Source organism: Pseudarthrobacter sp. AB1 (genome assembly GCF_014926485.1).
Taxonomy (GTDB): domain Bacteria; phylum Actinomycetota; class Actinomycetes; order Actinomycetales; family Micrococcaceae; genus Arthrobacter.
Genome location: NZ_PZKO01000066.1, coordinates 63,950 through 84,302, shown reverse-complemented (window position 1 = coordinate 84,302; position 20,353 = coordinate 63,950). Strand labels below are relative to the sequence as shown.

The window sequence follows — 20,353 nt, the reverse complement described above, 5'->3', positions numbered from 1 at the left end:
ACCAGGGCCGCCGGTGACAGTCCCGGCCGTACCTATGTGGAAACTGCCGGGAGCTCCGACTCTGGGTTCCGCACAGTTGGGCCGTTCTCCCCCACGATCACCGCGAGCACGCCAAGCCCGGCGTGGGCTGCCAGGACGGCGGGCAGGGAGCTGATCTGGGCCGGCGGGCAGCTGGGCAGGGCGGCGGACAGCCGGGCTGCCAAAGCCTCTGCCTCGGCCGGATTCCCGAAGTGGTGGACGGCAAGGCGGGCCTGGCCATGGGGGCGCGATGCGGCGTCCGCTGCGGCCAGCTCCTCGAGGCGGGCGACAGCCTTGACTGCCGATCTGACCTTTTCCAGCGGTATGATCTTGCCGTCGTCGACGGCCAGGATGGGTTTGATGGCGAACATGGTCCCCAGCAGCGACGCGGCCGCGCCGATCCGCCCGCCCCGGCGGAGCTGTTCAAGGCTGGGCACGTAGAAATAGACCTTGGTGCGCGCGAACTGCGCCGCCGCCGCGGCCGCTACGGCTGTGGTGTCGCTGCCTGCCGCGGCTGCTGCCACCGCGGCCTGGACACCCATACCCAGAGCCATGCCCACGGTGGACGAGTCGAGGACTTCCACCGGGATTGTCACCCGGGTGGCCGCGAGCCTCGCCGCATCCGCGGTCCCGGACAAGCCTCCGGAGATGTGAATGGAGACCACGCTTTCGTAGCCCAGGCGTTCAGCGGCCAGGAAGACCTGTTCAAACTGTCCCGGTGACGGGCGGGACGTCTTGACCGATGTGCCGCTGGCGAGGGCCAGCGCAATGGTTTCGGTGATGTCGTCTTCGCCCTCGCCGTAGATTTCCGCGCCCACCATAACGGGCATTGGGATGACAGTCAGGCGGCCGTCACCGGCGCACGAACGCACCCAGTCGGGCGGCAGTGCGGAGGCAGAGTCGGTAACCACTGCGGTACGGACGACGACGGCGGGCGCCACCGGGGCTGGCGACGGTTGCGTGCCAGGGCGCGGTGCGGGACGGAGGGCAGCCAGACGCTCCCGGAGCCAGAGCCAGGCAGCGGCGTCACGGTCGGGCAAGAGCGCCTCCTGGTCTAGGACCGGCCGCCGGTTGGAACCGGCGGCCGGTGTCCCGGGCTAGGCCGGGACGATGTTGACCAGTTTAGGCGCTCGCACGATCACCGTGCGGATGCCGCGGCCGTCAAGCGCGCGCTGGACGTTTTCGCTGGCCAGGGCCAGTTCCCGCAGTTCGTCTTCGCCGATTCCCGGCGAGACTTCGACGCGGTCACGGACTTTGCCCTGGACCTGGACCACCGCGGTGACGGTCTCCTGGACCAGCAGCGCTTCGTCGTGTACCGGCCAGCCGGCGTTGGCCACGGACGCGGGATGGCCCAGGACGTTCCACATGTCTTCCGCCGTGTACGGCGCGAAGAGGCTCAAGATGACGGCAACGGCTTCCGCCGCCTCCCGGACAGCGGGATCCGCGCCACCGGCGCCGCCGGCTGCATCTATGGCCTTGCGTGTTGCGTTGACCAGCTCCATCAGCTTGGCCACCACCACGTTGAACTTGTTGGTGTCCAGCAGCGCGGCGGCGTCAGCGATGGTGCGGTGCGTGACGGAGCGCAAAGCACGGTCACCGGCGGCCACATCGGCACCAGGCTCGCTGGTGACGTCCTGCGCCAGGCGCCAGGCACGGGCCAGGAACTTGGCGGAGCCCGACGGCGAAACGTCCGCCCAGTCGACGTCGTCCTCCGGCGGGGACGCGAAGATCATGGTCAGGCGGACAGCGTCCACGCCGTACTTGTCCAGCTGCTCGCTGAGGTCAACGCCGTTGCCCAGCGATTTGCTCATGGCCTTGCCCCCGTTGAGGACCTGGCCCTGGTTCAGCAGCGCGCTGAAGGGCTCGTCGGCGTCGATCATGCCGAGGTCGTGGATGACCTTGGTAAAGAACCGGGCGTACAGCAGGTGCAGGATGGCATGCTCCACGCCACCCACATACTGGCCCACTGGCATCCACTCGTTGATCTTCGCCGGATCGAACGGGCCCTCGGTGTACTGCGGCGAGACGAACCGCAGGAAGTACCAGGACGAGTCCACGAAGGTGTCCATGGTGTCGGTGTCGCGCTTTGCCGGCCCGTGGCAATTGGGACAGTCGACGTTGACCCATGCTTCGGCGGCGGCCAGCGGTGACGTGCCCTTCGGGGACAGGTCCTCGCCGCGCAGGTCCGCCGGCAGCCTGACAGGCAGCTGTTCGTCAGGAACCGGAACCTCGCCGCAGGCAGGGCAGTGGATGATCGGGATGGGCGTGCCCCAGAACCGCTGACGGCTCAGCAGCCAGTCACGCAGGCGGAAGTTGACGAACTTCTCGCCGGTGCCCTGCTTTTCGAGGATGTCGATGGCAGCGGGGATGGCTTCTGCCTTGGGCAGCCCATCGAGGATGCCTGAGTTGATCAGGGTACCCTCGCCGGAGGTGGCTTTGCCGGAAACGGCGGGGTCCTCCTCACCTGTGTCCAACACGGCCCGGACGGGCAGGTCGAACGTCGTGGCAAAGTCGAGGTCGCGCTGGTCGTGGGCCGGGACGGCCATGATGGCGCCGGTGCCGTAGTCGGCCAGGACGTAGTCAGCAGCCCAGACCGGCAGCCTTTCACCGTTCAGGGGGTTGACGGCGTAGCGGCCGGTGAAGACACCCGTCTTTTCACGGTCGGTGGACTGGCGTTCGATTTCGGTCAGCGCCTTGACCTGTTCGCGGTAGGCGTCCAGGGCGGCGGCGTGCTCCTCGGTGACGAGTTCGACGGCGATCGGCGCGTCGGCTGCGACAACAAAGAACGTGGCACCGTACAGGGTGTCCGGGCGGGTGGTGAAGACGGTGACATCCTTGGCGGGCTTGCCGCCGACGGCCTCGATCACAAAGGTGACGTGGGCACCTTCGGAGCGGCCGATCCAGTTCTTCTGCATCGCCAGAACCCGCTCGGGCCAGTGGCCGCGCAGCCCGTCCATGTCATCGAGCAGCCGGTCAGCGTACTCGGTGATTTTGAAGTACCACTGGTTCAGGGACTTCTTGGTGACGGGGGTGCCGCAGCGTTCGCAGGCACCGTTGACCACCTGTTCATTGGCCAGGACGGTCTGGTCCTTGGGGCACCAGTTGACCGGGGAGTCCTTGCGGTACGCCAGGCCCCGCTCGTAGAAGCGCTTGAACAGCCACTGGGTCCAGCGGTAGTACTCGGGGTCCGAGGTGTGCACCCGCCGGGACCAGTCCGCGGATATCGCGTAACGCTTGAACGACGCCGCCTGGGTGTCGATGTTGGCGTAGGTCCACTCGCTCGGGTGGGCATTGCGCTTGATGGCGGCGTTTTCCGCCGGCAGGCCGAAGGAGTCCCAGCCGATCGGGTGCAGGACGTCGAAGCCCTTTTGCCGCAGGTACCGGGCCACGACATCGCCCATGGCAAAAGCCTCGGCGTGGCCCATGTGCAGGTCACCCGAGGGGTACGGGAACATGTCCAGCACGTAGCGGCGCTCGCGGGAACCATCATCCACCGGGGTGAAAACCTTAAGGTCTTCCCACACCTGCGGCCACTTGGCCTCCATCGCCGCGAAGCTGTAGGCACCCTCTTCGGGTGTTTCCGCCGCCACTGCTGCTGTTCCGGTCTCTGTCTCCGGCTGAACGCTCACTGCTGCCCTCTTCTGTTCTGTTGTGGCATCGGTACTGCCGCAACGGTCTGATCCCCTCTGCTGCCGGCCCGTCAAACGTGCCCGGACACACAAAAGCCCCTCTCCATGGAGGGGCAGCCGCGCGGCATTCCGGTTGATTCCGGACACCGGGCGGCTAGCTAAGCAGAAGGATCGCACGCATAGGACTACTTTAGCCTACCCAATGCAGGTGGGCAGGCCCGGGCAAGTGCCCCGTGCCCGGCCGGAGTCCTGCTCCTCGCGCCGGCCCCCGGACCCGCGCCATCGGTGGTGCCCTGACCAAGCAAGAGCGACGGCGATCGCCGCAGAACGGCGCCGGCCTCGGAACTTCCGGGACCATTAGACAGCCTTGATCGCTTCGCCGCTGAGAACCCCCTAACGGGATGGGTGAACGCGGGGTTGAATACCCCCTTGCCAAACGAGTCGAATCGGTCCACAGTATTGTCAAGTCTGTGGGGAAACAAGACGGTCTCAGGTCGAGGAGCCTGACATGTATTCTTGGCGTTTACGTCCCGCACAACGTTGTGATGGACTGCAATCGTCCTTTCACGCCTGCAAAGAACCGGCGAGACTCTAGCCATGTTTGGCTGGGTTACCCGGTTCAGCATGCAGTTCCGAATCTTGGTTCTCGCCCTCGCGGCGGGCCTTATTACTTTTGGCATCGTGAACGTTCCACATATGGCTGTGGACACCATGCCGGAGTTCGCCCCCGCACAGGTAGAGATCCAAACTGAGGCCCTAGGGCTCTCCGCGGTTGAAGTTGAGCAGCTCATCACCGCACCGATGGAAGCAGACCTCCTCAACGGGGTCGCCTGGCTGGACGAGATCCGCTCAAAATCCGTCCCGGGGCTGTCGTCCATCGAACTGGTCTTCGAGCCCGGCACGGACCTCCTGCGCGCCCGCCAGTTGGTCGCGGAAAGAATGACGCAGGCGCACGCGCTGCCAAACGTCTCATCGCCGCCGCTGATCATGCAGCCCATGTCCTCCACCAGCCGCGTGCTGATGGTCAGGATGAACTCCAAGGAGCTCTCCGGCATTGAGATGTCAGTCCTGGCCAGATGGAAAATCAAGCCGCGGCTGATCGGTATCCCGGGCGTGGCGAACGTGTCCATCTGGGGCCAGCGCGAACAACAGCTCCAGGTTGAGGTCACTCCGACGCAACTGCGCGACAAAGGCATTACCCTTGAGCAGCTAATTAAGACCACAGGTAACGCCGTCTGGGTCTCGCCGTTGAGCTTCCTCGAGGCTTCGACGCCCGGGACCGGCGGTTTCGTGGAGTCGCCCAACCAGCGCCTTGGCATCCAGCACGTCCTTCCCATCCGCACCCCGGCCGACCTGGCCAAGGTCAGCGTGGAGGACACGGACCCGCAGTTGCTTCTGGGCGACATTGCCCAGGTCAGGGAAGACCACCAGCCGCTGATCGGTGACGCCATTGTCGGGGCGGACGCGGGCCTGATGCTGGTGATCGAGAAGTTCCCCGGCATCAGCGCCCTGGAGGTCACCCGTAGTGTTGAGGCGGCCCTGAAGGACATGGAGCCGGGCCTCACGGGGGTCCAGATCGACACCTCTGTCTTCAGGCCTGCGACCGGTGTTCAGGACTCCGTCAACAGCCTCGGCCTGGCGCTCCTGATCAGCCTGCTGATTGCGGTAGCACTGTTTTGGCTGCTGTTCCGGTCCTGGCGGGTGGCCGTGATTGCACTCCTGTCCATCTGCACTACGGTGATGACGGCGGCGGTAGTGCTGTTCACCCAAAACGCAACGCTGAACATCACTATCCTGATGGGCGTTCTGCTCGGCACGTCCGTGATCGTGGGCGACATCATCGAAGACGTCCAGGCCTACCGTCGACAGGCCAAAGTTCAGGATGAGATGGGGCGCGAAGCTCCTCCCAGGTCACGGACCAGCTACATAGTCCGGGGGGTCCGCACACCGCTCTTCCACGCATCCCTCATCATGGTGGCTGTCCTCATTCCAACGCTTTTCGTGACCGGAGTAGGCGGCTCTTTCCTTTCGCCGCTTTTCTGGTCATTGGCTCTGACTCTTACAGCCTCCCTGCTCGTAGGCCTGTCCGTAACGCCCGTGCTGGCGCATTTCCTGCTTCCGCCGAGGGCGGTAAGGGAAAGGGAACTCCCCGCCGTCGGTCGTGTGAAGGCGCAATACCAGCGAGCACTGGGCAGAGTCAACTCCCGGAGACCTCTGGCAGTTCTGGCGGTGGTGGTCGTGGGGATCCTTGGCGTAGCTGCAGGCTCGCAACTGGCAGGAAACCGGCCGCTCGTTCCCGCCATGCCCGACAGGACCCTGTTGGTGCAGTGGGACACCATGGCCGGGACGTCCAACGACGAAGTCCGGCGGATCGCTGCCCTGGCCTCCGATGAACTCAGGGCGCTCCCGGGAATTTCGGGAGTCGGCGGGCATGTGGGACGCGCCATCTCTGCGGATCAAGTGGTCGGCAACAGCTCTGCTGAGCTGTGGGTGTCGATCGCACGGGACGCCAACTTCGGCGAAACGGAGCAGGCGGTACGGGACGTGGTCCAAGGCTACCCGGGTATCGCTCACAACGTGCTGAACTACTCGCAACAGACCGTCGGCGACATGCGCTCCAGCCTGGAACCGGGCTTCGCGGTCCGGGTCTACGGAACGGAACTGCCGGTGCTGCGTGAAAAAGCAGAAGAGGTCCGCCAGGCCATTCAGAAGATTGACGGTGTGAACAACCCGACTATCGACGCGACGGACATGACCCCGATCGTAGAGGTCCAGGTCAATCTCGAAGCCGCTCAAAAGTTCGGCATCAAACCTGGTGACGCCAGGCGTGCTGCGGCGACGCTTATGCAGGGCATCGTTGTGGGCAACCTATTTGAACAGCAGAAGGTGTTTGAAGTAGTTGTGCGTGGCGCGGTTGGCGTCCGGGATGATCTGACCAGCATCCGTGAGCTGCTCCTGGATGCTCCGAACGGCGGCCACGTCCAACTGGGCCAGATCGCCGAGGTCCGCATGGTCCCCAGCGAAGTTGTCATCCAGCACGACGCCACTTCACGTCGGATTGACGTTGTGGCTGACGTAAGCGGTCGCCCGCTGGCAGATATCCAGCGGGATATTGAGGCGGCTCTCCAACAGATCCAGTTCCCGGTCGAGTACCACGCCGAGATCCCCACCAAATACAGCCAGCTGCAGGCTGCAGACACCCTGGTTCATGGACTCGGAATCGCGGCGATCATGGCTGTGCTGCTTCTGCTCCAAACCGCGGTGCGGAGCTGGAAACTTGCCCTCGCTGTCTTGCTGACGCTTCCGGCTGCGATGGCGGGAGCAGCGATCGCCGCGTGGATCGGGGCGGCGTCTCTATCCTGGCTGTCACTGACGGCGTTTGCTGCCGTCCTGGCGATCGCTGCACGGAACGCGGCGCTCCTGTCCGCGCGTGTCGACGAAATATGGATGGACTCCGACGAGCTTTCTCGAACTGATGTGGTCATGACGGCGGCCCGGGACCGGATATCGCCGATCCTGAAATCCGCCCTCATGACGTTCCTCGTACTGATACCGCCAGCCTTCCTCGGCGGCACGGTAGGCGAGGCCTTGATCGTACCGATGCTGCTGATCATTGCCAGCGGCCTCGTGACCACAACGCTCGTGGGGCTCTTTGTGCTCCCGCTGCTCACGCTCTGGTTCGGTCCCCGCACCGAACCGGAAGAGTGGTCGGAAGTCTACGAATCGGAAGTACCTGTCATGCCCGTTATGCCGGAAAAGGTGGAAGTATCATGACCAGCAACAAGCTCCTGCGACGCCGGCCAATGGCGGCCCTCCTCTGTGCAGGACTGATATTTTCACTGCCCGCCTGCGCACAACCCTCGGCCGTGGCACAATCTGCATCTGAAGCGCCGGCCACGGTGGAAAAGAATGCCACCACGGGCATTGCCCGCATTACGCTGAGCCAGCGGGCCATCGACCGGCTGGAACTGCTCACCGACACGGTCAAACCGGCGCCGGGGGGCGCAGGCGTCCTCTTCCCCTACGCTGCGCTGCTATACGACCCGCAGGGGATGACCTGGGTCTACATCAACCCCGAGCCGCGGGTGTACGAACGCCAGGCCGTCACGGTGACCAGAGTCGAAGCGGGCGCGGTCACAGCCAGTGTCGGCCCAGCCGTAGGAACGCCAGTGGTGACCGTAGCCGCAGCTGAGCTGTTCGGCGCCGAGTTCGTCACAGGCAAATGACATGCGCCGGATAGTCGCTGCCAGCCTTCGGTTCAGATCGATCGTCATCGCGATGGCGGCGGCGCTGATGATGGTGGGCGGCGCCCAGCTCAGCAGTGCCTCCGTGGATGTGTTCCCTGAGTTCGCGCCGCCTAAGGTCGAGGTCCAGACTGCATGCCTGGGTCTAACTGCCGCCGAGGTGGAAGAACTGGTATCGGTTCCCATGGAAGAGGCCTTCAACGGCATCGACGGCCTCGACCATATGCGGTCCAAGTCGGTACCGCAGCTGTCCTCGATTGTGATGGAATTCGAGAACGGCACGGATCTGCTGACCGCCCGTCAACTCGTGTCCGAGCGGATGGCAACGGTCATTCCAACCTTGCCCACCTGGGCAGCGCCGCCGGTCATGCTCCAACCGCTGTCTTCCACCAGCCGGGTCATGAAGATCGGGCTGTCCTCCGATACGCGGTCCCTGATCGAAATGTCAATGATTTCCTACTGGAATATCAGGGCTCATCTGCTCCGGGTTCCTGGTGTAGCCAACGTAGCCATCTGGGGCGAACGCCTCCAGATGCTTCAGGTCCAGGCCGATCCGGCCAAGCTGGCAGCAAACAATGTCAGCCTGGAAACCGTCATGAGTTCCACCGCGAACGCCCTGGACGCTGGCCTGCTCCAATATTCCGCTGGTGCGATGATCGGCACCGGAGGTTCCCTGGACACACCCAGCCAGACAATCGGGATCCGGCACGTACAGGCCATCACCGGACCTGAAGACCTCGCGAAGGTGTCATTGGAAGATCGTGAGGGTCAGGCTCCTCTCCGGCTGGGCGACGTGGCTAATGTGGTCGAGGACCATCAGCAGCTGATCGGTGACGCCGTCATTAACGGGGGTCCGGGCCTGATGCTGATTGTGGAAAAACTGCCATGGGGCAACACCCTCGAAGTGACGCGGGGGGTCGAAGAGGCAATGAAGCAGCTTGAACCCGGCTTGACCGGTATCGCTGTGGACACAGCCATCTTCCGGCCGGCGACATTCATTGAAGAATCCCTCGACAACCTGAGCGTAGCTCTACTGCTGGGATGCCTGCTGGTAATTCTGGTGTTAAGTGTCTTCCTCTTCCAGTGGCGGACGGCCCTGGTCAGCGTGCTTGCCATCCCCTTGTCACTGGTGGCGGCGGCCCTCGTGTTGTATTGGACCGGCGGCACGATTAATACGATGGTGCTTGCGGGATTGGTGATTGCGGTCGGGGTGGTGGTGGACGATGCCATCATCGACGTCGAAAATATCGTCAGGCGTCTTCGGTACCACCGGGCGACCGGCGGGGTCGGAAGCACTGCCAGGGTAGTGGTCAACGCCTCGCTTGAGGTACGTGGACCAATCGTTTACGCTACCCTGATCATCGTCGCCGCAACGGTTCCGATCTTCTTCCTGGATGGGCTCACGGGCGCCTTCTTCCGGCCGCTGGCCACGGCCTACACCCTCGCGGTGATCGCATCCATGCTCGTGGCGCTGACGGTCACTCCCGCAATGGCGTACATCTTCCTGCGAAATGCAAAGCTGGATGACCGGGATCCGCCCGTGGTCAGGGTTCTCAAGCGCTGGTACGCGAATGCGCTCCGGCCCATCGTTCGCCGTCCCGTTCCCGGTTACCTGACCTTGGCCGCCGTCGGCGTGATCGGCATCGTGGCGGCCCCGCTGCTAGGCCAATCGCTGCTCCCGTCTTTCAAGGAGCGTGATTTCCTGATGCACTGGCTAACCCAGCCTGGCACGTCCAACGCCGAAGAAGTACGCGTCAGCCAGTTAGCCTGCACGGAACTCATTACCATTCCGGGTGTGAACAATTGCGGGTCCCACACGGGACAGGCGTTCAACGCGGATGAGGTGGTGGGCGTCTACTTCGGCGAAAACTGGATCAGCATCGACCCCGGGGTGGACTATGACGACACCCTGGCAGCAGTCGCGGAGGTAGTGGACGGTTACCCCGGAATCACACGGGATGTGCAGACGTATCTTAAGGAACGCATCCGTGAGGTACTCACCGGAACCGGCTATGCCGTCGTCGTTCGCGTATATGGGGACGACCTTGCAACGCTCCGCCAGGAAGCCGGCAAGATCAAGTCAATCCTGGGCGGCATTGAGGGAGCCATCGGCGCGAAGGTTGCCCTCCAGGCCAGCGTGCCACAGATCGATGTGGAGGTGAACCTGGAGGCGGCGAACCGCTACGGGCTGAAGCCGGGGGATGTGCGGCGTGCCGCTGCAACCCTTATTGCCGGCGAAGAAGTGGGCGACATCTACCGGGACGGCAAGGCGTATGACGTTCAGGTCTGGAGCCCACCTGAGGCCCGGACGAGTGTCACGAGTATTGAAAACCTCCCGCTTGATACGCCGAGCGGAAAAAAGATCCGGATGGCAGATGTCGCCTCGATTTCGGTCAAGCCCACACCCAATGTGATTGAGCGTTCGGAGGGATCGAGGCGCATCGATGTCAGTGCCAACGTCAAGGAAGGTGATCTGGCGAAGGTGGTGGAGAAGCTTAATTCCGATATGGAATCTGTTCAATTCCCGGTCGGCTACAGCGCGGTTGTCCTCGGCGAATACGCCGAACGCCAGGCCGCATCTCAACGGCTGCTGCTTTACTCCATCGGCGCGGTCATCGTCGTCTTCCTTCTCCTGCAGGCTGCTTTCAAGAGTTGGCGGCTGGCCACCCTGGCCATCCTGACCCTGCCGGTGGCACTCGTGGGCGGGGTGATCGCCGCCCACCTCAGCGGCGGAATCCTCTCCCTTGGTTCGCTGGTTGGCTTCCTGACACTCATGGGGATCGCGGCACGCAATGGCATCCTGCTCATCAACCACTGCCAACACCTGGAGCAGTACGAGGGCATGCCCTTCGGACCTGCGTTGGTGCTTCGGGGGGCCGCAGAGCGCTTGTCGCCGATCCTCATGACCACACTCGCTACTGCCTTGGCCTTGGTGCCGCTGGTGGTGATGGGGAACATCCCGGGCCACGAGATCGAGCATCCCATGGCGGTGGTGATCCTGGGCGGGCTAGTCACGTCAACGCTGGTCAACCTGTTCATCGTCCCTTCGCTGTACCTGCGGTTCGCCAAGCGCGGCCGCCGGCACGGCACACACGAATTGCAACCCGCCGCTGCCATTTAGGCGGTTCCTTCCCCACGACTATGAAAGGCGCGTGAGATGGTTTTTCGAGCACATAGATTCACGGCGTACGGTTCCGCCTTACTGCTGGCCGTCGGATCGCTGACAGTGATGTCGGCAGGGACAGCGGATGCCGCACCTCCGTCCCCGGAACTCTGCGGGCCAGGGTCCGCGATCAATTTCGACCGTTCGGATTTCCAGGCTACGCCGCGGATCGATAACAAATGGTTCCCGCTCAAGCCCGGTATGCAGTTCACAACAACAGGCACGGTGACCTCGGCGGATGGGGTTTACGAGCGCACTGTCGTCCACTCAGTGACCGGTCTGACGAAGGTGATAGACGGCATCACGACCCGGGTGATGTGGGACCGTGATTACGCCGACGGCAAATTGGTCGAATCCGAACTGGCGTTTTTCGCGCAGACCAGGCAAGGCGCCGTGTGGTTGTTCGGCGAATATCCGGAAGAATACGAAAACGGCGAATTCATTGGCGCACCCAGCACATTCATTAGCGGGATCGCAAAGGCGCAGGCCGGCATCGCCATGCAGGCCAAGCCCCGGACCGGCACACCAGACTATGTCCAGGCCTATGCCCCTAAGGTTGACTTCCTTGACTGCGGAACTGTGCTCAAAAAAGACCAGCATGTTTGCGTCCGGACCGGATGCTACAACGATGTGCTGGTGATAGATGAATACAATCCGCTGGAACCGCCTGAGGCAGGACACCAGCGGAAGTTCTACTCAGCCGGGACGGGGCTCGTGAAAGTCACTGCCGTCGGCGGTACTGACCAGGAATTCATGGACCTCGTGAAAGTGCAGAAGCTGGGCGCCGCGCAGTTTGCGGCTATCAACGCAGCGGCGTTGGATCAGGACGAGCGGGGTTACACCGTCAGCAGGAGCGTCTACGCCAAGACGCCGAGGGCCCAACTCGACGGACTATGACCGTTGTGCTGATGGAGGGTGGGTGACCGAGGGCTCCTGACCCGGACAAGAGCAGGGAGGGCGGTTCCTCGGCCGCCCTCCCCCTTCTGTGTTGTCCGGCGCCCCGTGCGGGCTACCTAGCGGACGTCCTCGTCGACCCAGTCCATGGACTTCGTCACGGCCTTCTTCCAGAGGCGCAACTGCCGGTCCTGCTCGGCCTGGTCCATTTGCGGCTCCCACCGCTTGTCCTCAGCCCAGTTGGCCGAGCACTCGCCAAGGTCCTTCCAGAATCCGACTGCCAGGCCCGCAGCGTAGGCGGCGCCCAGCGCGGTAGTCTCCACCACTTTCGGACGGATCACCGGCACGCCCAGGATGTCCGCCTGGAACTGCATCAGAGCGTCGTTGGCCACCATGCCGCCGTCGACCTTCAACTCAGTGAGCGGAACGCCGGAGTCAGCATTGACTGCGTCCAGTACCTCGCGGGTCTGGAACGCCGTGGCCTCCAGCGCCGCCCGGGCGATGTGGTTCTTGTTGACGAACCGGGTCAGGCCCACAATGGCGCCGCGGGCATCCGAACGCCAGTACGGGGCAAAGAGCCCCGAGAACGCCGGCACGATGTAGACGCCGCCGTTGTCCTCAACGGCCGCCGCCAGCGTTTCCACTTCCGGCGCGCTGCTGATCATGCCGAGGTTGTCCCGGAGCCACTGGATCAGCGAACCGGTGACCGCAATGGAGCCTTCCAGCGCATAGTGCGTGGGGGCGTCTCCGAGCTTGTACCCGACCGTGGTGAGCAGTCCGTTTTTCGAGTGAACGATCTCCTCGCCGGTGTTGAAGATCAGGAAGCAGCCGGTGCCGTACGTGTTTTTGGCTTCACCTGCTTCGAATGCCGCCTGGCCGAACGTGGCTGCCTGCTGATCACCGAGAATGCCGGCGACAGGCACTTCGCGCAGGAGTTGCGACGTATGCACGGTGCCGTAGACCTCGGAGGAGGACTTGATCGCCGGCATCATGGAGGCCGGAACGCCGAAGGCAGCCAGGATGTCCTGGTCCCAGGCGAGGGTCTCAAGATCCATAAACAGGGTCCGCGAAGCATTGGTCACATCGGTGACGTGGACACCGCCGTCGACGCCGCCGGTCAAATTCCAGAGCACCCAGCAGTCAGTGTTGCCGAACACGAGGTCGCCTGCTTCGGCCTTTTCCCGCGCTCCTTCGACGTTGTCCAGGATCCACTTGATCTTCGTACCCGAGAAGTAGGTGGCCAGGGGCAGCCCCACCTTGTCCTTAAAGCGCTCCACTCCACCGTCTTTTGCCAGCTCATCCACGATCGGCTGGGTGCGCGTGTCCTGCCAGACGATGGCGTTGTAGACGGCCTTGCCGGTGGTTTTGTCCCAGACAACCGCCGTTTCACGCTGGTTGGTGATGCCGACGGCGGCGATGTCGTGGCGGGTCAGGTTTGCCTTCGACAGTGCGGTGCCGATGACTTCGCGGGTGTTGTTCCAGATCTCAGCGGGATCGTGCTCCACCCAACCGGCCTGCGGAAATATCTGCTCGTGTTCCAGCTGGCCGCTGGAGACGATGCTGCCACTGTGGTCGAAAACGATGGCGCGGCTGCTGGTGGTGCCCTGGTCGATGGCGATTACGTACTGGTTCATGATGACGTCCTTGTCTGTTTGATTGGCAGGCTGAGGGTGTGCTGCGAGGTGGAACGGTTAGCTGGCCGCGGTGACTATGATCGGCAGGACAGCGGCGACAAGCCCAGCGAGTCCACCACCCACCAGCGGTCCTACAACCGGGATCCAGGAATAGCTCCAGTCGCTGGAACCCTTGCCCTTGATGGGAAGCAGCGCGTGGGCGATCCGGGGGCCAAGGTCACGGGCCGGATTGATCGCATAGCCCGTCGGGCCGCCGAGTGAGACGCCGATGCCTACCACTAGAAGGGCGACCGCCAGCGGCCCAAGACCCGAGGGCGTCCCGCCAAATGCCAGAATGACAAAAACGAGGACAAACGTACCGATGATTTCGGTTACCAGGTTCCACGGGGCGGAGCGGATGGCAGGGCCGGTGGAGAACACGGCCAGCTTGCTGGCGGGCTCGGGCTCGGCATCGAAGTGCTGTTTGTGGGCCAGCCACATCACCACCGCGCCGAGGAATGCCCCCACGAGTTCACCGCCGAAGTAGGTGAATGTCGACGCGAAGTCGACCGGAACACCGGGAGCGTACTCGCTCTTGCCGTTGAGCAGCAGGCCAAAAGTTACGGCCGGATTGATGTGCGCCCCTGACTTCACGGCGACGAAGACACCCGCGAAAACGGCAATGCCCCACCCCCAAGTGACCATCAGGAACCCGCCGTTGTTGCCTTTCGTGCCTTTGAGCGCAACGTTGGCCACAACACCACAACCCAGCAGGGTAAGCATTGCGGTGCCGAACACTTCGGACAGGAAAACTATTCCAAGAGACATCTTTGACTCCTCTATTTTCTGTTGTCAGCCCTTCGCGGGTTTGAAGGACCGTTGGGCCGGGTGCGTTATGGACGCCCCCAGCCAGCCGCTGCGCCGGCCGCCGGAGCGGACCGCGCAGTGCTTGCCTCCGGGCTTCCCTGCCCGGATGCGCAAGTCAGGTCACGAGACGAGGCTGTCGACCGTGACGCCGTGGAACCGTTGCAGCACCTCCTCGGCGTAGGTGATTTCCGCGGCACGGCTTGCCGCGTCCCAGCCGAGCGGACCGGAAAGGACATCGGCTACCTCGACGAGGAGTTCACCGGTCACCAGCCCCCGGAAGGCCAGCGACGTACGCCGGACCAGGACATCGATGAGATGCCCGATCTGCTCATTCCGGGCCATGAACTCCAGCTCCCGGACACTGAGTTCACGGGTGGAACGGAGCAGCCTGTCCGGACCGGCATCAAGGTAGCGGATCACGTCGTCTGCACGCGTGCCGTAACGCGTCAACAGGACGGCGGAGCGGTCAGCATCCCGCCCGGTACCCATGTGCGCCTTGATCCATTTCTGGATGCCGGCCTCATCCTCGGGGAAGCCGGCACCGCCTCCGATGGCGAGCTTCGCCGTGGAGACCTTCCGTTCCATTCCCAGCTCGGCAAGCACATCATTTGCCATGTGCTCGGCCAACGCCCGGAATGTGGTCCACTTGCCGCCGACCAGGCTGAGTACGACCGCGGTTCCTGCGCCGGGCGCCGCGGCATCCGGGGTGCGCCGTTCGATGCTGTAATCGCGCGAGACAAACCCGGGCTGGGCGGCGTCGTGGCGTGGCAGCGGGCGGACGCCGGAGAACGTGTAGACGATCTGGTCACGCTGCACGCTGATGTCCGGGAAGATGTGGCCGATCAGGTTGAAGAAGTAGTCGATCTCCTCATCCGTGCACACGGCGTCCTTCGTCATGTCCGCGTTGATGTCAGTAGTTCCCACCAGGACCCGGTCGCCCATGGGGTAGATGAGGACGATCCGGCCGTCCGTGTGTTCAAAGAAGATCTCCCGGCCTTTGCAGGCCTCGAGCAGGACCGGGTGGTCCAGTACGATGTGCGATCCTTTTGTGCCGCCCATAAAGGCCGACGCCGCCCCCATGGCTTCGTTGGTCAGGTCCACCCAGGCGCCGGTTGTGTTGACGATGACGTCCGCGGTGAAATCGAAGAACTCGCCCGTCAGTTCGTCGCGGAGCTGGACCGTGGTGCCGGACTGTGTGGCCGGCCCGCCGAGAGAATGAAGTGCGAGGTAGTTGCTTGCCCGGGCTGTTGAGCTTTTCGGTCCGCCATTGCCCTTGCCTGCTTTTTCGCCGTCCTGGAGCACATCGAGCGTGAGCCGCTCGGGGTTATGCACCGAAGCGTCGAAGTATGTTGCAGCGTATTTGATGCCGGGGTGCAGCTGCGGCAGCTCGGCGAGGGCCCGCTTCCGTCCGCGGAACTGGTGGCGCGGCACGGCACCGCCGTCGCGGGAAAACGAGTCATACATGCTCAGACCCAGTTTGATCAGGAACGCGCCGCGCTCCTTGGGCTTGCCCTGCTGTTTGTGCGTGAGGAACCGCAGGGGTGCGGACAGGACGCCGGAAAAGGTGCTGAAAATGGGGATGGTGGTCTGGAGGGGCTTCACATAATGCGGTGCGATCCGCAGGAGTCGGTTACGTTCCACTACAGATTCCCGGACGAGGCGGAATTCTCCGTTTTCGAGGTAACGGATGCCGCCATGAATCATGTGCGAGGACGCACCGCTGGCACCCTGGCAGTAGTCGCCACGCTCCACCAGGGCCACATCCACTCCCTGCAGGGCGAGGTCCCGGAATGTTCCCACGCCGTTGATGCCACCGCCGATGATCAATACCTTGGCGTGCGGACGATCTCGCAGACCCTGCACCGATGCGCGCGGCACCGGGCTGTGGGCGGGCGTGGCTCCGCTGTGGCTGAATGAATCTTTGATTCCCAAAACTGCTCCCTGGGTTTAGTGGCCTGCGGGCATCCGCCGGACGAACCGTCGTTCTTCAACTATTGTTTGGAGTATTGGAAAATGGAGTCAAGCACTATGCACAAACGTGCAGATTGGAGTCCGAATGACGCCTTCACGGCACTCAGATGCGCTCAGGGCTGCACAGATGTATTACCTCCAGGACCTGACCATGGACGCAATCGCGCGGGAACTGCGGACGTCCCGGTCCACTGTTTCCAGGCTCCTCTCGGCGGCGAGGGACACGGGTTTGGTCCAGATCCAGATCCGCAATCCAATGGATACCGGCCCCGAACTCGAAAGCATGATCCGGCGCGAGTACAGCGTTGACGTGCACGTGGTTCCGGTGGTGGAGTCTCTGAACGAGGCGGAAACCCTGGACCGGGTGGCCATCCAGGCAGCACGAACCATCGGCCCCCTGGTGGATTCCAATGCGATCATCGGCGTCGCGTGGGGATCAACGCTCAGTGCCGTCAGCAGGCACCTCACCCGCAAGGTCACGCACGATACCGTGGTGGTCCAGCTGAACGGCGCCGGCAACATGCACACCACCGGCATCACGTACGCGAGCGACATCATGCGCCGCTTCGGAAGTGCCTACGGCGCCCGCGTGGAGCAGTTCCCTGTTCCCGCATTCTTTGACCATGCAGCCACCAAAACCGCCATGTGGAATGAGCGCAGCGTACAGCGCATCCTGGACCTGCAGGCCCGGATGAGCATCGCCATCTTCGGCGTTGGATCCGTGCACGCAGACTACCCAAGCCACGTTTACGCGGGTGGCTACCTGGACGAAAGCGATCTCAAGGTGCTTGCCCATTCTGACGTTGTGGGTGACGTCGCCACGGTGTTTTTCCGGCGTGACGGATCCTCCGACGGCATCGTCCTCAATGAACGCTCCACGGGTCCGTCCCTCTCCCAGTTGCGCCAGGTCCGGCGTCGGATCTGCGTGGTCTCCGGGGCATCGAAGATCAATGGCCTGCGGGGCGCCCTGTCCGCCGGCCTCGCCACCGACCTGATCGTGGATGAAGCCACCGCGCGCCGCCTGGTGGGCTTTGGCGGTGTCGCCTGGCCCAATGGGTAGAGTCAATGCTATGAAAACCTCACCCCGGCTCAGCCTTAACAAGGGTGTGCTGATCGACCAGTTGGGCTTCGGGCTCTACAAAGTTCCGGCAGCGGAAGCCTCCGGCCTGGTGGCCACGGCCCTGGGCACCGGATACCGCCACTTCGACACGGCAGCCATGTACGGCAACGAAACCGGCGTGGCGCGCGGACTGGGCCCCGCCATGGATTCCGAAGGCAGAAGCGGCGGCTCCGGGGAGTCCTCGCCTGGCCTGCGGCGCGAGGACGTATTTGTCACCACGAAGGTGTGGAACGATGACCAGGGGTACGAAGCGACCCTCCGTGCCTTCGATACCTCCATGGTTAACCTCGGCCTGGACTACGTGGACATGTACCTGATCCACTGGCCCTGCGCCAAGCGGGATCTGTTCAGCGACACGTACCGCGCCCTTGAAACGCTGTACCGCGAAGGGAAGGTCCGGGCCATCGGTGTCTGCAACTTCCAGCCGGCGCACCTGGACCGCCTGCTCGAGAGTGCCGAAGTGGTGCCGGCTGTGAACCAGATTGAACTGCACCCGTGGCTTCAGCAGGCGGAGCTCAGGGAGAAGCACCACACCCTGGGCATCCGGACTGAAGCCTGGAGCCCCCTGGGGCGCGGACACGTACTGTCGGATTCCGTGGTCCTGGCCCTGGCGGCCGAGCACGGCCGGACAGCAGCCCAGATCATTCTTCGGTGGCATATCCAGCTGGGGAACATCGCCATCCCGAAGGCAAGCTCCGAGGCACGGATCCGGGAAAACCTGGACGTCTTTGGCTTTGAACTTTCAGACCGCGACATGGCAGCCTTGGCTGAGCTTGACCGCGGGCAGCGCACCGGGTCCCACCCCGACAACGTCAACTAGGACCGAGGGTTATGAAAACCGCCGATCAGCAGCCATCCCCCGCGCCGTCGTTCTTCAGCGCGGGACTGGCGGCCCGCACCCGTGCCGCAGACATCGTGATCGACGGCACCGCCGTGGCGTATTGGACCTACGAACCCATCCAGGCCACGCCGGACACCCGCACCATCCTGGTGATCCACGGCTTCCGCGGCGATCACCACGGCCTCCTCCGGGTGGCAGACCAATTGCCGGAAATGCGCATCATTATGCCGGACCTGCCAGGGTTCGGCCGCTCCGCCGCGTTCGCCGCCGGTAAACACTCGGTGGAACAGTACGGCACCTTTGTCACCGACTTTATGGCGGCGCTCGGCCTTGGTCCGGATACGGTGTTGCTGGGGCACTCCTTCGGCTCGATCGTCGCTGCCCATTTTGTGGCGACCCATCCGGGCACCGTCACACCGCTGATCCTGATCAATCCCATCGCCGCGCCTGCCCTGGAAGGCCCCAAGGGGATCATGACCAGACTGGCCGTCCTCTACTACCGGCTGGCGGCCCGGCTCCCCCGCCCGCTGGGACTGGCGCTGCTGCGCAGTCCGCTGATTGTCAGGGTCATGAGCGAGGCCATGGCCAAGACGCCTGACAAAGACCTGCGCGGCTTCATCCACGGCCAGCACCACGCCTACTTCAGTGCGTTCGCGAACCGGGAGAGTCTCCTCGAATCGTTCACAGCGTCGGTCAGCGGCCATGTCGCAGAGGTTGCCGGGAAACTGGACCTGCCGGTGCTCCTGGTCGCCGGCGAAAAGGACGAGATTGCCACCCTGCCCGACCAGCACCGCCTCGCCGGGCTCCTCCCCGACGGTGTCCTCAAAGTCATTCCCGGCGTCGGCCACCTGATCCACTATGAAACGCCCGGCCCCGCCGCCGGCTTCATCCGCAGCTTCCTTAAGGACCACCCCGCGTGAAGATTGTCATCGATGCCCGATTCACCCGGACCGACCACCACGACGGCATCAGCCGCTACGGGGCCAGCCTCATCGCCGCCACCGCGAAGGTTGCAGACGTTTCCATGCTCATCAGCGACCCCCGTCAACTGGCGCTGCTTCCGGATGTTCCCTACACGCTGATCAACAGTCCGCTGTCCCCGCTGGAGCTGTTCGTGGCCCGCAGGGTCAACCCGCTGGGGGCCGACGTTGTGGTGTGCCCCATGCAGACCATGGGCAGCTGGGGGCGCAAGTACGGCCTGGTCCTGACCCTGCACGACCTCATCTACTACGAGCACCCTGCTCCCCCGGGATTCCTGCCGGCACCCGTCCGCGTGCTGTGGCGCCTGTACCACAAGGCGTTCTGGCCCCAGCGCGTCCTCCTCAACCGGGCGGACACCGTGGCCACGATCAGCCGGACCACTGAAGCCCTGATGGCCAAGTACCGGCTCACCCAGAGGCCGGTGCGGATCATCAGCAACGCCCCGCAGCCCGCGCAGGACCCGCGCGATCCCGCCGCCGGTGCAGAACATTCGCTCGTGTACATGGGCTCGTTTATGCCCTACAAAAACGTTGAAACGATGGTGGCCGGAATGTCCTGGCTGCCCGATTTCACCTTGCACCTGCTGAGCAGGATCACCGCGGATCGCCGGGCCGAGCTGGAGATCATGGTTCCGCCTGGCGCCAAGGTGGTCTTCCACAACGGGGTCACCGACGACGAATACGCCGTCCTGCTCAAGCGGGCCACCGCACTGGTGAGCCTCTCCCGCGCCGAAGGATACGGTCTCCCGCTGGTGGAGGCCATGGCCCTCGGCACGCCGGTCATCGCCAGCGACATCCCGATTTTCCGGGAAGTGGGCGGTGACGCGGCAGCCTACGTTGATCCCGCGTCCCCGGCAGAGTTTGCCGCGGCCGTGCAGAAACTGCGCGACGACGCCCACTGGCAGCAGGTGTCCCGCCATTCGGTGGCGCGTGCCCGGGAATTCAGCTGGGACGAATCCGCCCGGCAACTGGTGGACGTGGCCCACGACATCATGGCGCGCCGCGGACGCTGA

At 63.7% G+C, this 20,353-nt stretch carries 13 protein-coding genes; 8 read left to right on the top strand and 5 right to left on the bottom strand.

All coding sequences use genetic code 11. The annotated features are described in order from the left end of the window. Positions 1 to 32: 32 nt before the first annotated feature. The gene (locus DAD99_RS18060; protein WP_193342609.1) at positions 33 to 1,058 is read right to left on the bottom strand and encodes a DegV family protein; all 1,026 of its coding nucleotides are present in this window, start codon (positions 1,056 to 1,058) and stop codon (positions 33 to 35) included. Positions 1,059 to 1,115: 57 nt separating this feature from the next. Continuing rightward, positions 1,116 to 3,647, bottom strand: coding sequence for a leucine--tRNA ligase (gene leuS / locus DAD99_RS18055; RefSeq protein ID WP_193342608.1), 2,532 nt, complete (start codon positions 3,645 to 3,647; stop codon positions 1,116 to 1,118). Between the two features lie 597 nt (positions 3,648 to 4,244). On the opposite strand from leuS, the gene DAD99_RS18050 reads away from it, so the two are divergent. The 4 genes from DAD99_RS18050 (at position 4,245) to DAD99_RS18035 (ending at position 11,951) form a co-directional block, all read left to right on the top strand. Next, positions 4,245 to 7,421 (top strand): efflux RND transporter permease subunit, encoded by a 3,177-nt coding sequence (locus DAD99_RS18050; RefSeq protein WP_193342607.1) that lies wholly within the window; start codon positions 4,245 to 4,247, stop codon positions 7,419 to 7,421. 92 nt (positions 7,422 to 7,513) lie between these two features. Then, a complete protein-coding gene (locus tag DAD99_RS18045; protein WP_193342606.1) occupies positions 7,514 to 7,873 on the top strand; it encodes a hypothetical protein in 360 nt (119 codons plus the stop codon). Between the two features lies 1 nt (position 7,874). After that, entirely contained in the window at positions 7,875 to 11,012 is a 3,138-nt protein-coding gene (locus tag DAD99_RS18040; RefSeq protein WP_193342605.1) for an efflux RND transporter permease subunit, read from the top strand. A 36-nt stretch (positions 11,013 to 11,048) separates the two neighbouring features. Next, positions 11,049 to 11,951: a hypothetical protein gene (locus DAD99_RS18035; protein ID WP_193342604.1), complete on the top strand. Its 903-nt coding sequence runs from the start codon at positions 11,049 to 11,051 to the stop codon at positions 11,949 to 11,951. A 116-nt stretch (positions 11,952 to 12,067) separates the two neighbouring features. Here DAD99_RS18035 and glpK read toward each other — a convergent pair whose 3' ends face one another. From glpK to DAD99_RS18020, 3 genes are all read right to left on the bottom strand, one after another. Beyond that, positions 12,068 to 13,582 (bottom strand): glycerol kinase GlpK, encoded by a 1,515-nt coding sequence (gene glpK, locus DAD99_RS18030; RefSeq protein WP_185260624.1) that lies wholly within the window; start codon positions 13,580 to 13,582, stop codon positions 12,068 to 12,070. 57 nt (positions 13,583 to 13,639) lie between these two features. Next, complete coding sequence (locus DAD99_RS18025; RefSeq protein ID WP_185260625.1) at positions 13,640 to 14,389, bottom strand: MIP/aquaporin family protein; 750 nt, start codon at positions 14,387 to 14,389, stop codon at positions 13,640 to 13,642. Positions 14,390 to 14,548: 159 nt separating this feature from the next. Beyond that, complete coding sequence (locus tag DAD99_RS18020) at positions 14,549 to 16,360, bottom strand: glycerol-3-phosphate dehydrogenase/oxidase (RefSeq protein ID WP_193342603.1); 1,812 nt, start codon at positions 16,358 to 16,360, stop codon at positions 14,549 to 14,551. A gap of 124 nt (positions 16,361 to 16,484) precedes the next feature. Here DAD99_RS18020 and DAD99_RS18015 point away from each other — a divergent pair, with 124 nt between their 5' ends. From DAD99_RS18015 to DAD99_RS18000, 4 genes are read left to right on the top strand one after another with little or no spacing between them, the layout of a single operon-like run. Continuing rightward, complete coding sequence (locus DAD99_RS18015; protein ID WP_185260627.1) at positions 16,485 to 17,459, top strand: sugar-binding transcriptional regulator; 975 nt, start codon at positions 16,485 to 16,487, stop codon at positions 17,457 to 17,459. Between the two features lie 10 nt (positions 17,460 to 17,469). Further along, entirely contained in the window at positions 17,470 to 18,339 is an 870-nt protein-coding gene (locus DAD99_RS18010; RefSeq protein WP_193342602.1) for an aldo/keto reductase, read from the top strand. Between the two features lie 11 nt (positions 18,340 to 18,350). Continuing rightward, positions 18,351 to 19,280, top strand: a complete 930-nt coding sequence (locus DAD99_RS18005; protein WP_193342601.1) for an alpha/beta fold hydrolase — start codon at positions 18,351 to 18,353, stop codon at positions 19,278 to 19,280. Further along, positions 19,277 to 20,353 carry a glycosyltransferase family 1 protein gene (locus DAD99_RS18000; RefSeq protein WP_193342600.1) on the top strand — a complete coding sequence of 359 codons (1,077 nt, stop codon included), beginning with the start codon at positions 19,277 to 19,279 and terminating at the stop codon, positions 20,351 to 20,353. Before DAD99_RS18005 ends, DAD99_RS18000 begins: the two co-directional genes overlap by 4 nt.

Bases quoted from the DNA above. Each gene is read 5' to 3' on its own strand.
- DAD99_RS18035 (WP_193342604.1), top strand. From the start codon at position 11,049: ATGGTTTTTCGAGCACATAGATTCACGGCGTACGGTTCCGCCTTACTG.
- DAD99_RS18025 (WP_185260625.1), bottom strand. From the start codon at position 14,389: ATGTCTCTTGGAATAGTTTTCCTGTCCGAAGTGTTCGGCACCGCAATG.
- DAD99_RS18050 (WP_193342607.1), top strand. From the start codon at position 4,245: ATGTTTGGCTGGGTTACCCGGTTCAGCATGCAGTTCCGAATCTTGGTT.
- DAD99_RS18040 (WP_193342605.1), top strand. From the start codon at position 7,875: ATGCGCCGGATAGTCGCTGCCAGCCTTCGGTTCAGATCGATCGTCATC.
- DAD99_RS18015 (WP_185260627.1), top strand. From the start codon at position 16,485: ATGACGCCTTCACGGCACTCAGATGCGCTCAGGGCTGCACAGATGTAT.
- glpK (WP_185260624.1), bottom strand. From the start codon at position 13,582: ATGAACCAGTACGTAATCGCCATCGACCAGGGCACCACCAGCAGCCGC.
- DAD99_RS18010 (WP_193342602.1), top strand. From the start codon at position 17,470: ATGAAAACCTCACCCCGGCTCAGCCTTAACAAGGGTGTGCTGATCGAC.
- DAD99_RS18005 (WP_193342601.1), top strand. From the start codon at position 18,351: ATGAAAACCGCCGATCAGCAGCCATCCCCCGCGCCGTCGTTCTTCAGC.